Annotated in this window: 8 protein-coding genes; all 8 read left to right on the top strand. The window is 43.8% G+C overall.

Annotated features, from left to right (window positions below):
• Positions 1 to 132 precede the first annotated feature (132 nt).
• The 8 genes from AC58VC_RS19270 to AC58VC_RS19305 all read left to right on the top strand — a co-directional run bounded on the left by AC58VC_RS19270 (position 133) and on the right by AC58VC_RS19305 (position 15143).
• A complete protein-coding gene (locus AC58VC_RS19270) occupies positions 133 to 1446 on the top strand; it encodes an ABC transporter substrate-binding protein (RefSeq protein ID WP_497370444.1) in 1314 nt (437 codons plus the stop codon).
• 58 nt (positions 1447 to 1504) lie between these two features.
• Positions 1505 to 2431 (top strand): HAD family hydrolase, encoded by a 927-nt coding sequence (locus AC58VC_RS19275; RefSeq protein ID WP_497370445.1) that lies wholly within the window; start codon positions 1505 to 1507, stop codon positions 2429 to 2431.
• A gap of 20 nt (positions 2432 to 2451) precedes the next feature.
• Positions 2452 to 3531 carry an ABC transporter ATP-binding protein gene (locus AC58VC_RS19280; RefSeq protein WP_497370446.1) on the top strand — a complete coding sequence of 360 codons (1080 nt, stop codon included), beginning with the start codon at positions 2452 to 2454 and terminating at the stop codon, positions 3529 to 3531.
• A 1-nt stretch (position 3532) separates the two neighbouring features.
• The gene (locus tag AC58VC_RS19285) at positions 3533 to 4405 is read left to right on the top strand and encodes a carbohydrate ABC transporter permease (protein ID WP_497370447.1); all 873 of its coding nucleotides are present in this window, start codon (positions 3533 to 3535) and stop codon (positions 4403 to 4405) included.
• A gap of 129 nt (positions 4406 to 4534) precedes the next feature.
• Positions 4535 to 5317 (top strand): carbohydrate ABC transporter permease, encoded by a 783-nt coding sequence (locus tag AC58VC_RS19290; protein WP_497370598.1) that lies wholly within the window; start codon positions 4535 to 4537, stop codon positions 5315 to 5317.
• Positions 5318 to 6152: 835 nt separating this feature from the next.
• Entirely contained in the window at positions 6153 to 8630 is a 2478-nt protein-coding gene (locus AC58VC_RS19295) for a hypothetical protein (protein WP_497370448.1), read from the top strand.
• 22 nt (positions 8631 to 8652) lie between these two features.
• Positions 8653 to 13422: a pectinesterase family protein gene (locus AC58VC_RS19300; protein ID WP_497370449.1), complete on the top strand. Its 4770-nt coding sequence runs from the start codon at positions 8653 to 8655 to the stop codon at positions 13420 to 13422.
• Between the two features lie 95 nt (positions 13423 to 13517).
• The gene (locus AC58VC_RS19305; protein WP_497370450.1) at positions 13518 to 15143 is read left to right on the top strand and encodes an S-layer homology domain-containing protein; all 1626 of its coding nucleotides are present in this window, start codon (positions 13518 to 13520) and stop codon (positions 15141 to 15143) included.
• The last annotated feature ends 171 nt before the right edge of the window (positions 15144 to 15314 follow it).

Here is a 15314-nt window from a genome sequence, read left to right on the forward strand (position 1 = left end):
GATAAAGCCAGACAAGTAAATAGCAGTAGGTTGGAGTAGTGGAGAAGCCTGATTAGCGGCCGACTTTAAGTCGGCGGTTGATTTAGGCTTCTTTCTTTTTGGATCCATACTAAAAATTGGGAGGAACTACAAATGTTTAAGAAAAAATTGGTATCGATTCTTGCAGTTAGTTCAATCATCATGCTTACAGCATGCGGAACAGGTGGAGCAGGAGACAAGGCTGCTTCGGGTTCAGCAAGTACGGCTTCCTCTCCACAAGGCAAAATCGTCATTAAATATTGGACTGCAAACGGTGGGAAAATTGAAGAAGCAAAACAAAACCTGGTGAAGAAATTCAATGAGTCACAGAACAAAATTGAAGTTCAGCAAGCAAACCAAGGCAACTACGATGATCTTCATGCGAAAGTGCAAGCTGCATTTGCTGCTGGAAACGCACCTGCCGTTTTTGACCTTGAAATTGCATCTACCGGGATTTTCTCACGTTCAGGCATGCTTGTAGATTTGACTCCTCTGGCAGCAAGGGATGAGGCGCAAGTTAATATTAAGGATTTCAATCCGGGTCTGATGGGGAATGCCTATGTGGATGGCAAGCTATATGGGATTCCATTTATGAGAAGTACTCCGATTTTTTATAAAAATGTGACGATGTTAAAAGATGCTGGTTTGGATCCTGCCGGTCCGAAAAACTGGAAGGAATTAGAGGAGTATTCCCGCGTTCTGAAATCAAAAGGGAAGACGCCGATGACGATGGCAGTAGGTGTTTGGGAATATGAGGCACTCGTTGCTGAAAGCGGTGGTAAGGTACTAAGCGAAGATGGGAAAAAAGCCACTTTCAACTCGGCTGAAGGTGTCGCGCCGGTAGAGTTTTGGAAGAAGATGTCCGATGACGGTCTGATCAAGTTTGTTGTAGGAAAGACGGCTGGTGCTGACGCAGATAAGGATTGGACCAACCAGATTTCAGCTTTCAAGATCGGATCTACTGCGGGTGTTTCTGCAAGCTTAGAGGTTGCTAAAGGAAATAACTTTGTAATGGCAACCGACTTTATGCCTGCTAATAAATCGTATGGAGTTCCAACAGGCGGATGTCAATTGGCGATCACTTCCAAGCTGAAAGATGCTGAAAAAGAAGCAACATGGGAATTCGTGAAGTTCATGACATCGAAGGAAAACACGATCTACCAACATAAATATGTTGGATACCTGCCTAACCGTCTATCTGCTTTGCAAAGCGAAGAGTTGCAAAACTACTATAAAGAGTTTCCACAATACAAAGTAGCTTCCGATCAATTACAGTACGCAGTACTTCGTCCGAACGCGAATGCCTATGCAGAAGTTTCGAAAACGATCATTGACGCTATGACGAAAGCCATCCTTGAAAAGGATGTAAAACCGCAAGATGCCATGAACGAAGCTGCGGAAAAAGCGAATAAATTGTTGAGCAAGTAATCACCAGACTGGGAAGGACTCCCAGTTCATTCCATGAGAGCAGGCCAGCCTCTTTCTATTGAAGCTGGAAGCTGGCTTGCTCTCAAATCACCAAGAAGAAAGGTTGAGCTTACCTGTGGAATGGTTATCTAACATTAAAGTCGTTATTTTTGATATGGATGGAACTCTCTACCAAGAAGATACCTTCATGGACCGTTACATCCGCTATTTATTAGAAGGTACGGAGTATGAAGAGAAGGTTGACGCCTCAATAACAGCATCGAGAAACCTATTATCCGGTAATCATCCGATTAAACTAGGCCATTTTTATCATAAATTAGATGGCGTAGTGCTTGTCCAACAGGCTGGCAGCTTTGTCCAAGGGTTTACTTCAGAGGGTACCCCGCTTGAAGGGCAAGAGTTTGCAGAGAAGTATAGATCCTTATCTCTCTATGATTCCAATCTCATCTATATGGGGGATCCATGGGGAGTTGTTGGGACAATTCGTCATACATACAAGATTTCTGAAGAAAAAATGAAAACTGCTTTTGAACGAGTACGTGAAGAAATGGTCCTTGAGCCGTATCAATTTGAGCTTCATAAAGATTTGTTTCTAACCATTCAGAACCTGACAGCTGTAGATAAAAAGATATTGATGACCAATACGTATGAAAAATCCGGTATCGAATTTTTGCACTATATGCAAATACACCATATGTTCGATGAAATCTATTGTGGTGCTGATAAACCGTTTGGTATAAAAAAATTCATCGAGTCATTACTTGAGCAGGGATATCTTCCTCATGAAATCCTATCGATCGGAGATAATCCGTGGAACGATTTATATCCTGTCAAACAAATTGGCGGCCGAACATGCTTCATTACTCCTTACCAGACTGGTGACGAAAAGCAATGGGATTTACACTTGCATACCTTAGATGAATTAATGCAGCTGATGCAGGCTATTCAGGAACATAGACAAGTTATGACTTCGTATACAAGTTAAAATGTAAAGGAGATGAACGTATGGCAAAGATCCAACTAGTTAACATTGGGAAAAAGTTTAAAGAAGAAACGATTATCAGCGGCCTAAATCTTACGATCAAAGATGGATCGTTTACGGTTCTTGTTGGCCCATCCGGTTGTGGTAAATCAACAACCTTGCGCATGATTGCGGGACTTGAAAAACAGACCGAAGGACAAATATGGATTGGTGACAAATGTGTAAATGATACACAACCAGGGCTTAGGGATGTGGCCATGGTTTTCCAAAACTATGCGTTATATCCAACGATGACTGTGCGTGAAAATATAGAATTCGGACTCAAGAACAGAAAAGTACCCAAAATGGAACGGGAAACCTTAATCCGCGATATTTGCGAAATCGTCGCGCTAACTCCTCATCTGGACAAAAAACCGCAAAACTTATCCGGAGGACAGCGGCAGAGGGTTGCATTAGCGCGGGCTATGGTTAAGAAACCGAAGGTATTTATTTTGGATGAACCGCTCTCCAATCTGGATGCTAAGCTGCGCAACCAAATGAGAACGGAACTGATTCAACTTCATAAGAGACTGGGCAGTACTTTTGTTTATGTAACCCATGATCAAGTGGAAGCCATGTCGATGGGCGATGAGATCGTTGTCATGAACAAAGGTGTTATTCAACAAACGGACTCACCTTTGAAGCTTTATAACGATCCGGTTAATGTGTTCACAGCACAGTTTATCGGTACCCCGGCTATGAATATATTCGATTATGGTCATGTACAAGGGTTAAAGGTGGAGACAACTTCGGAAATCGGCTCTATCGGCTTCCGGGCTGAGCAAGTGCTGATGTCTCCGAAGGACTATACAGACGGATTTGTAATTGAAGGAGAAATTATTACGAGAGAAAGCCTAGGGGCAGAAAATATTTATCAAATCGATTCCAATATGGGAACGTTTTTCGTAAAAACCTTCCTTACCTCCTTGGAAACGGATGATCATATTAAAGCATTGATTCCTTATGATCAGCTTTACTATTTTGACTTAAATGGTCAAAGAATTCGGGATATATCCAGACATGTACAACGAGAGAGAATCCTTGTTGCTGGCGGCGGTGTTTAATATGACATTATGGGAAAAGCTGCGTCCGTATACGATGGTTGCTCCAGCAATTACTGTGTTTTCGATATTTTTTATATATCCAATCATCTATATGATGTACTTAAGTATGTTTGATTGGAATTTTATTAGCCCTAATAAGAACTTTGTTGGGTTGCAGAACTTTACGGATCTCTTAACGGAAAAAGAATTTATACAAGTAATAACAAATACGTCCATCTACACCGTTTTAACGGTCACGTTCATCATTGGACTCTCCTTATTGTTAGCCCTGTGGCTGAATAAAACGAGTGTGTTTTCAAGTTTTGTACAAGGTGCGATCTTCAGTCCGCATATCGTTTCATGGGTGTCCATTTCGATGATATGGGCATGGGTGATGGACCCGCAATATGGCTTGTTAAACTGGTTTATCGGTTTGTTTGGTTTTGCTAAGCTCGCCTGGCTTTCCTCTCAAAAGACATCACTGATTTCATTAGTTATCGTTGCTGTCTGGAAAGGGCTTGGCTACAATACCTTGGTATTTATTGCTGGTTTGCAAAGCATACCAAAGGACATCTACGAAGCGGCAGCTCTTGATCGCTCCAAACCTTGGACCACTTTCTACAGATTGATACTTCCCATGCTCTCACCTACGATCTTCTTCCTGGTGATCATCAATATGATCGGATCTTTTCAGGTTTTCGAAACGATCGCGATCATGACGCAAGGGGGACCAGTCAACACAACGAATACACTAGTTTATTATATCTATGAATATGGTTTCCGGTTCTTCAAAATCGGTTACGCTTCTGCGGCAGGAGTCATCCTACTGTTCATTGTCGGAGTACTAACTATCATCTACTTTAAAATGATGTCCAAACGCGTGCATTATCAATAGAAGGAAGTGATTCCATTGAAAGCTGAACAGATCATTGATGCTGATCGTACGTTGTTATACGTTAATAGCAAAGAAGAAATTGCATCAAAAACGTTACAGTATGTCATCCGTGCCATAAGCGTGATTGGCATGATTGCATTAGTCCTTGTATTTGCAATGCCATTCATATGGATGCTCTCTACTTCTCTTAAAACGCTGCCTGAAACCATGATTTTTCCGCCTAATTGGATTCCAAAACACTTCATTTGGAGCAATTATGCAAAAGCTTGGGGCTCTGGTCCGTTTCTACACTATATTTCGAACAGTATTATCATCTCGATAAGTATTCTAGCTTTGCAGATGCTTACGATTATTCCTGCGGCATATGCCTTTGCTCGCTATAAGTTTAAGGGGTCGGGCATTTTGTTCGGCATGGTGATGGTGACCTTAATGATCCCGTCACAATTAATTTTCTTGCCCGTATATTTACAGTTGAGTACATGGAAGCTGCTTAATACGCATCTTGCCCTTATTCTTCCTTTTGCGTCCAGCGCTTTTGGCATCTTCCTCTTGAGGCAGTCATTCAAACAAGTTCAGGAAGAACTGGTTGAGGCGGCACGGCTCGATAGCGCCAAAGAATGGCAAATTATTATCAAATTAATGGTACCTATGGCTAAACCGGTACTCGCGACCTTCGCTTTGTTCAGCTTTATTGCCCATTGGAACGACTACTTCTGGCCGCTTGTTATGACGACAGATGACGTTGCGAGAACGTTACCTTTGGGAATTGCGAGGATTCGGGAAGAAGAAGGAGTCGCTAATTGGAACGTGCTTATGGCTGGGAATATGATTCTGGTAACTCCTATTTTGATTGCCTTCTGTTTTGCACAAAGGCATATCATTCGCGCTTTTGTGTACACGGGGGTAAAATAATCTGTAGTAAATCAGATATAGAAAGAGGCGTGATCCTTTGGGATCATGCCTCTTTCTATATGAGGTGAGAAAGCGCAGCACGCTGAGAACTCAGCGCTACTGCAGTGTTTGGTGGAGAGGTTCGACCTCACACCTGAGCTAAGTTGGCTGGCTAGCCAACTTGGCGGAACTACGGTCCGCTATTTCAGCGAATAGCGGGGCTAGGCGCCTGGAGGGGAACTACAGGGCGTTATTTCGCAGATTTCATCTGAAAAACGCGCCATGTAGGATAAATAAGCGACTGTAGTTCCACTAGGAGAGGAAACAGCTCGTTTTTCGCTAAATAGCGTACTCCAGTTCCCTTCGAGGCACATTGGAAGCCGAATTCCGACCAACGGACACAGAGCTGTTACTTGCTCACTGAAGGACTGATTTCTCCACGAAATCAGCAATTAAGGTCTCTGGTGTCCGTTAACAGAAAGGCACGACAATTTCGCGAAAATAACGACTGCTGAGTCCGAAGTGTGATGAAGGACATCAGGAGGAATTATTTAGCCAGGTGTCTTTTTGATCGTATTGTCTATGATTATGGAAGGAATCCCCCATTATTAATTTTAATAATTAGAGTATCTTTAATGAAAGATTCACTCCCCACCTCTGTCATCACCTCGTAAATATGCTTCACAATTTCATGAAAACGTTACCAAACTCACTAGGTATTTACTTTTACTGAACATAGGTTATGTTCTTATCTTCTGTGAAGGAGGTGATGATAGCGTCCGTTTATCGTCCAACTCGTAAGGAAAGATTTTCTTAGAATGGTCAGACGAAAAATTCAATGGAGGTGTATATTGCCTTGCGTAAAAAGGGTAATCAGATTGCGCTAGTGTTAGTCTTGATGCTGCTTCTCAACGTCTTTATGGTTAACCCTGATAACGTTCCAACGGTATCAGCGGAAAGCGGCAGTATTTCAGTCATGGATAATACCTATGAACCCGTTTCGGTCTTCGATAAAGATTTCACTAACACGCCTCTCGGTTTAACAGGTTCTGATCTTGGGTTTGATTATTCTCCCTTTCGTTCAGGGACAGCATCAGCAGTAATCGAAGCGGATCCCTATACAGGGACTCGCGCGCTTCATCTTAAAGCAACTAACATTGTCACGGATGGAACTTTGAGAAATGAGTTTCAAATAAGTAAGACATTTGGAGAGCCTTATACAGGAACGATCTCAACGGAAATTACTTTCATGCAAACCGGTACGAAAAGAGATGACCGTATCATTCAGTTTTTTCCATCATCCGGCACGACTTTCATGGTTGGAGCAGGTGTGACGGCGAGCAAGGGTTTAGGTTACCTTTTATCGACAGCGCCCTCAGGTTCGTTAGGTCCGTATGAATTAGGGGAATGGCATACCATTCGATTGGATTTTAATACGGTTTCCCAGAAATACAGCTTGTTCTACGATGGTAACATTGTCCAAGCTCGGAACAATATGAACAAAAGTCTCCCTATCTATAATCTCAAGAGATTAGTTATTGCAGCACCTGGTACTTCAGGCGATCTATGGATTCGCGGTGTTAGAGTGACGCATTCTCCATTCATGCCAGAGCCTCCAGCTCCGAAAATCGTTTCGTCCGGATCACGCAACTCACGGGTCATGTGGACATCGGAGCATTATGCCTATGCATCCAAGTATCGGCTGCGCATTAAGCAGAAGGGCGAATCCACGTGGAGACCAATTGGGAATGCAACTACCTTATTCAAAGATTATACGGGAACCAATCTAATCCCAGGTTCGGATATTAATGCCTATTACGACATTACGAAATTAGCATCTACACCGCTCGTAAACGGGCAGACGTATACATTAGGCTTATCCGTTGTTACGCGAGATGAATCAGGTGTATACAACAATGGGGTTCCCCGAGATTTTGAAAGTAAAATAACGGAATTTGACGGCACGCCATATGCAACAACACCGCTTCCGACACCAGAAACAAGTGTGATTGGGGAACTCACATCCTATGCGAATTATTATGGATATATGTGGAAACTACAATCGGGTTCGATGATAGGCGATTATCCATTTTCTGATAATACTTTAATCCAGTTCTCTGAAATCCCGAGTAAATATGCAAATATGGAACGAATCGTTACCACGCACAAGGACGTGATGAGGTACCCGAATGGTGCTGACGGTCTCGTGCAGAATCAGCTCATTGGTTTCAATGTGAAGGATCAAACCACGGTCTATGTCGCTATGGATAAAAATGCAGCGCTCCCAACATGGTTGGCAGATTGGACGAATACCGGTGATGTGATTAAGCTTTCGGGTGTGGCGTCGGGATACACATTTAACATTTATAAAAAAAGCTTTACCGCAGGTTCATCCGTGCTGCTGGGATATAACGATTACGCTAATTTTGATTTGTCCAAAAACGCCGGCTACTTTGCAATGGCAGAGAGAGCCACTACGGGATTGAGGCTAGATCCTGTAACGGAATGGGTCAACACATCAGCGTATAAATTAACAGGTTCAGTTAGTGAAAGTGTCTATTTATCGGTTTATCAAAATAAAATTCCTGTTACACTCCCAGTGGATGGATTTATAAGCGGCGGTGGAAATTTTGAACTGAATGTAAACTTAATGCCGGGTGCAAATTTATTGGAAGTTTACGCCAAACGCGATAAGTCAACCTTCTTCGATCGTGTCGATGCAACGATTAATCAGGACAGTATGATTCCTGATATTCGCATTGGGGCACCTCCTGCATCGGTTAGAGATGCTGTCTATACGCTCACAGGATCCTTAAGCAAAACAGCAAGTCTAACCATAAAATTAAATGGTGAGAGTGTAGTCAATTCCGTTTATCAACAAGCAGACGAGTTATTCTCATATCCGTTGACTTTACAAGAGGGAAATAACGCAATTGAAGTTTCTACTGTCGACTTAGCTGGGAATACCAACCGAACAAGCTACATGATGACGTACATATTCTGGGCTGGGCAAGGTGTGGTTCATGATTTGGATGGAAATCGTGTAACGAAACTAGAGGCTTCAAAGGATATCTTTGCTGAAAAGAAAGTCGTCAACACGACGGCAGCAACGAAGCGGCTTACTTTATGGCTTGTTCTGTATGACGCCAACAATACGATGATTGATTTTGCATCTGCCGTTGCAGAGCTTACGCCGGGAGAAACCAGGACGTTAGGTGCTGGACTTACACTTCCAGCTGATGTAACGAATGATAAAGTGAAAGTATTGATCTGGGACAGCCTAAACAACATTGTAGGACAAAGCCCACTCGCTGAAGAGCTCGTAGTGCAGTAATTATTGATTAGGAGGTTGCACCATGAAGAAAGCCCTAATTCTAGGGATCAGCTTTTTACTGATGTTGAATGTTCTACTAGTTCCTGAAGTGACTGTTGTGGATGCTGCAGCGGTATCGAGTAACAGAGCCCAAATCACAGCACCGATTGATGTAGCTGCGATTGCGAATGATGGTAGTGTTGAACTGTCATGGTCTCCAGTATCGGGAGCAACTACGTATGCTGTAAAAAGAAGTACGGAAAGTGGCGGCGCTTATACGACGTTAACCTCCTCTTTAACAGCGTCTTCGTATGCAGATACAAGCGTCACGAATGGCACCCTATACTACTATAGGGTAACTGCGCTCAGCGCAAGTGAAGAGAGCAGCCCTAGCGAGGAAATCATTGCAAATCCTGCTATGGTTTTGACTGTGGCTCAAAACGGAACCGGCGATTTCTCCAGTATCAAATCTGCTCTTGAATCGATTCCTAGCAATAACGAATCTCGAAAGATTATTTACATTAAAGAGGGGTCCTACAACGAGAAAATTTCTGTAACAGTACCTTATGTATCTTTAATAGGTGCTGGCAAGGATAAAACCAAAATTTTTTATAATGACAATGAATTCACCCCAACCTCAAGCGGCGCAACCTCAACATTAGCTGCTTTAGATACGGCTACGCTTACAGTTGGAGGAACGAAGGATAGATCGGATGGCACAAGAACGGTTGCGAATAAATTCTATGCAGCTAACTTGACCATCGAGAACTCCTCAGATGTTACGAAAGGCCGAGCCTTAGCGGCACGTGTGATTGCAGATCAAGTTGTCTTTGAAAATGTCCGATTTGTCGGCTACCAAGACACTCTTTACACAGGAGTCACCTACTACGATAAAACCAGTAGGCAGTATTATCGCAATTGCGAAATCAAAGGTTCCGTTGACTTTATTTATGGACCGGCAACGGCGGCAGTATTTGATCACTCAGACATCATCAGTATCAATGGTCCTTCGCGTTCTGGGGGATATATCACGGCTGGAGCTACACAGAATCCAACGGGCGATCTTCCCGGAATTGTATTCATGAATTCCCGTCTATTGAAAGACAATAGCACGCAAGGGAAACATTATTTGGGGCGTCCTTGGCAGGATCAGCCAACGGTACGGTTCATTAATACGTGGATGGACGACCATATTCATCAAGACGGTTGGACGGTGATGACGGATAATCTTACTTACCATTATTCCGAGTTCAATAGCTCGGGACCTGGCGCAAGTCCATCTACGCGCAAGCTGCTGGATGACACGGATCCCAGCCACTTTGCCATGACAGCTGAGCAAGCGAGTCAATTCACGATACCGTGGATGTTCGGAGGATGGGACCCAAGTCTGAGAGTCGTTTATCCCAAACTCTTTGAAGCTGTGGTGCCAATTGTGGATCCTGCGCTGCCGGACGGAACTTTGGGCTCTTATACCAAACCCGTACTCGTTTACGTGGAAGTAAATAACGAGGCTCCTGCGCCGAATCGCGTACAGTACCGCATCAATGATGGACAATGGACATTTTACAGGAAAGAATTCGCTATAAGCGAAGCAGGAACGCACAACCTTGAATATCGTTATGTTGATGCGATAGGAACTCCTAGCACAAGTAAACTAACATCTATTAAAATTGATCCAACTGAAAAGACAAGAACCCCGGCATTCCCAGGCGCTGAAGGCGGCGGTATGTATGTAACAGGCGGACGCGGTGGTTCCGTGTATGTGGTTAATAATCTTATGGATTACGCAGATGGCGCGCCTGCTATCCCGGGCTCGTTTCGCGATGCGGTAAGTCAGCCGAATCGGATCATCATCTTCAGTGTATCCGGCATCATTAAGTTGGCCAGACCTCTGACGATTGGTCAGCCCAACCTTACAATTGCTGGTCAAACAGCGCCAGGCGACGGCATTGCCCTTAGCGGATATGCGGTGAAAGTAGGCAGTGGTACGAGTACTGCAGGCGGAAATATTATTGTCAGATATATGCGATTCTTTGGTGGTGAAGTCGAGCTCGACGATACGTTCAACATTACCGGAGACAATGTAATTGTCGATCACGTTTCAGGCAGTTGGAGTACGGATGAGTTATTCTCTTCGGAGAATAATAAGAACTTTACGCTTCAATGGAGCTTCATCACGAACAGCTTAAACCACTCCATTCATACGAAAGGCCCTCACGGCTACGGAGGTATATGGGGCGGATCAAATATCACATTTGCTCACAATTTGATTACTAATCATATTAACCGCAATGTGCGGTTTGCACGTGCAACGGATATTGTGAATTACCCTCAGAAGATTGACTATCGGAACAACGTTATTTATAACTGGGGAGGCAATACGGCTTATGGCGGGGAAATGGCAACAGGAATTAACATGATCAACAATTACTATAAGCCCGGACCCAATACGTATAGCGCTTTTAACCGAATTATTGCGCCTTCGGCTGGAGATGCAGGTGGAGGAGCTTTTTATATCAATGGCAATTATGTGGTAGGTGATCCTGAAGTAACAGCTAATAACTTGGTAAAAAATGCGAACGGTACTTACAAAGCGATAAACCCGGATTCAACTTTTACACTCAAAACGACGCCATTCATCTACCCGGATGCGAACAATCCCGTTGGTGGACCGACAACCACGGATACCGCTGAAGCAGCCTACGAGAAAGTGCTGCTCCATGGCGGAGCTTCACTTCCGAAACGGGATTCGCTTGATGCTCGTATCGTGGGTGAGGTGAAGAACGGAACGGGGAGAACGGTAAACAAGATTATGAACGATGGTGGTTTACCGGAATTATTCTCGGTTCCTGCGCCGATTGACACCGACGGCGACGGAATGCCAGATGCATGGGAACTGGCAAATGGATTAGATCCAAACGATAACGGCTTGGATGCTGCAGGAAATAAAATGCTAGGCAACTCCAATGGCAGTTTCGGGGATATTAACGGGAACGGTTATACGAATATTGAGGATTATATCAACGCATTAGCCGATGTACCTGTGCCACTTAGCCCTACTATTTCTATTGAGTCGCCAGTGATGCACCAAGCATATCTCATTAACGATCCGATCAATATTCGTGCAGTAGCAGCGGCTGCCAGCGGGAAATCCATCTCTAAGGTCACTTTCTACGATGGAGATCAGAAGATTAATGAGGATGTGAGTGAACCTTTCGAGTTTACTTGGGAGAACGCCTCAGAAGGTCAGCATTACCTGTATGCAAAAGCAATTGACAATAACGGGGTAATGAACTTGTCTGAACCTGTCATTACTTACGTGAACGGACCTGAAAACATAGAGTCATGGGCGTCTCAAGATATTGGTTCTGTCAAAATTCCTGGTACTGCGGGCATAACCGGTCATGTATACAAAGTGAAAGGTTCTGGTGAAATCAATATCAAAGGATCATCAGACTCATTCCATTATGTCAATAAACCGGTTAAGGGTAACTTTGAAATTTATGCGAATGTAGCATTTGAGTCCGAGTTTGACGAGGATGTTAAGGCTGGATTCATGATGCGTGAAAGCCTCGATCCATCATCGAAGGCAACGGGGATATTCCTGTCAACGGATCCAACCGATGATTTGACCGTCGATACAAGCGGCAGCAAGATTTCTGTCATAAATCGCAGTCAAGCAGGAAGCGGGTATAAAGAGCAGTTGCGAAGAAGCACGAGCTTAAAAGCACCATTTTGGATAAAACTTCAGCGTCAAGAAAATACCGTATCTGGGTATGTTTCGAAGGATGGCATCGATTGGTCTTTGGTTGCTTCCAATCCTGTCGACTATGATGAGACCGTTTATGTCGGCATGGCCGTAGACGCAGCAAAGACGACTACAAATATAGATTACCTAATGTCTGCCAGCTTTACGGACCTTCATCTGTCTACTTCACCACAGTTTACTCTTGATAATCCTGCAACTGATCGTACGGAGATTCCTGACTATACCGTCTCGGGTTCTGTCACTGATCGCGCGAGAATAGCTGTCATTAATCATGGAGTCTCGGTCGTCGATGCCGTATATACGGAGGCGGGTGAGAGTTTCTCGAAAAAAATTACACTAAATGAAGGTGTTAATACAATTGTAGTTTCGGCATCTAATGAAGAGCTATTTGGCAATGTTGCGAGTTCCAGGACGATTGTGGTCACTTACCATAAGGCAGCAGTCATATTTACACCCTCTGTCGATATCCCTGTGGTTGTGGATTCACCATCCTATTCCTTATTAGGCAGTATAAATAGGGATGCCAACGTAACTGTCAAAGTGAACGGAACAGTCGTTCTCGAGAATGCTAGAACATTAAATAATGTGACATTTACAGTTCCGATGACTTTAAAGGAAGGAATGAACGTAATTGAAGTAGCAAGTCTTGATGACTATCACAACGTTGGTTTGCAAACTTTTCAGGTGAATTATGTTAAAAACTGGGGTGACCAGCTGTTTAACGTGAAAGACTTATCTCTGACAGATCGTAATGGGAAAGCGGTATCCGGCCTAATTCGTTCTACCGATCTTGTAGCGAGCATGTCTGTTCAAAACAATTCGGCCATAAGTCAGAATGGTGTTCTTGTCCTGGGGTTGTTTGACCAGCAAAACCGGATGGTCCGCTACTCCTTTGTTTCAAGCTCGTTCTCCGCTAGTGAAGATAAACAAATGAAGGCGATTATAAGGTTGCCTGATATTGGTATCGGCTACAAGCTGAAAGCCTTTGTCTGGAATAACACATCAAATCGAATAAGGATCTCGAACGAAGTAATCATTCCTTAGAGTTGTTATTTTAATCATGTGATGGGAGATGTGGGGAGGTTGTTCTAGGCCTAGGCACACCTTTCCACGTCATCTTATTCCGAGGAGGAATAGGCTTGAAAAGTTTGCGAAGATGGACGATTTTGTTATTTGCTGTTTTGGTGTTTGTGGGAGCGATGATTTTGTCCGCAGTGGCTTCTCCAGTTGATGTTCGTGCATCATATGATGAACAAAATGGCCGAGTTACGATATCTGGCCAATTAGAATCGGAGCAAGGTAAGCTCGTTACCTTGCACGTCATTAACCCACTAAATCAGTTGGACTTATTAGACCAATCCACAATTGGAGCAGACGGCTTATACCAATTCAGCTATGTGTTGAAACAGAAAATAGACGGCACCTATTTCGTCAATGTCAACGTACAAGGTGCAGAGCAAGTAATGGGAACAACCTTTGAGGTGAAAGCAACACCAACACCAGACACAGACTCTCCTAGCACCGAGGATCCTCCAACTTCTGCACCGCAGCCAAGCGTAGGAGTACCTGAAGTGAAGTCTGCTCAGCACGTGGTGGTGGATCAATCCAATGGCATTGTTTCGGCTAAGCTTGATAAAGAAACGGTGGACAAAGCTTACTCAGCCGGTGATAGTCATCTGGTCGTTGAAATTCAAAGTATTGAAGGTGCCAAACAGTATCAATTGTATGCACCAGCAAGCCTGTTTAGAGCAACCTCTGAGCAAAAAATGACAATTGTAACGGAGTTTGGATCGATCACCATGCCTAACCAACTGTTAAGCAATGTCGACCTCGATTCGGCCAAAGAAATCGGTTTTGGCATCGCCGTTGCTGACAGCAGCCGTCTTCCCGATGATATCAAAGGTGAAATCGGTCATAGACCAGCTGTTGAACTAAGTATCACGGTCGATGGAAAGCCAATTCGTTATAATAATCCTAATGCGGCAGTAACAATTGCTATCCCTTATCAACCTACGGAAGAAGAATTAAAGGATCCCGAGCACATTATCGTATGGTACATAGATCAAGCAAGTAAAGCTCATGCTGTTGCAAACGGGAAATACGATGCTGAAACAGGAACAGTGACTTTTAGAATCACGCATTTCAGTACATTTGCTATAGGCTATAAGCAGATGAGTTTTGCTGACTTGGCTCCTGTCGAGTGGGCTAGAAAGCCGATCGAAGTGCTGGCATCCAAGGGGATTATATCCGGCACCTCGGATACGTCATTTCAACCCATAGCGAATATAAGTCGCGCCGATTTCATGATTCTGTTAACGAAATCTTTCGAATTTAACGCCCTTGTTCATACTAACTTCCGGGATGTCCAGCCAACTGACTACTATTATGAAGCGGTTGGAATCGCCAAACAGCTCGGCTTGGCGGATGGTCAAGGGGAAGGCCTGTTCAATCCTAATGAACAAATTACCAGACAGGACATGATGGTACTTCTTTCAAGAGCAATGAACATAGCTGGTAGGCAACTTGCTAAGGGAACTGCAAGTGATCTTGATGCGTTTGGCGACAAGTCGCGTGTAGCTTCATACGCGGTAAATGATGTTGCTGCATTGATGAAGAGCGGTTTTGTTGAAGGCAGCGGAAGCATGTTGAATCCGATCGGCTACGCCACAAGGGCGGAAGCGGCCGTATTGCTCTATAGGATTTATGACAAACAACAAAATCAAATCGTTGTCCCAGACGTTCCCGATATCTTATTCGAGAGATGAGATCTAGCATGGATGAGAGTGCCGAGCAGAAAATGCTCGGCACTTTTTAAATTGAAGGGAACTACAGTCTGCTATTATCTTGAAAAGGCACAACTTCGATGTAAAAGAGGAACTACAGTTCGCTATTTTGTCAATTTCATCCAAAAAGCGCATCATTGAGGACAAATAAGA

Source organism: Paenibacillus sp. J22R67 (assembly GCF_059692175.1).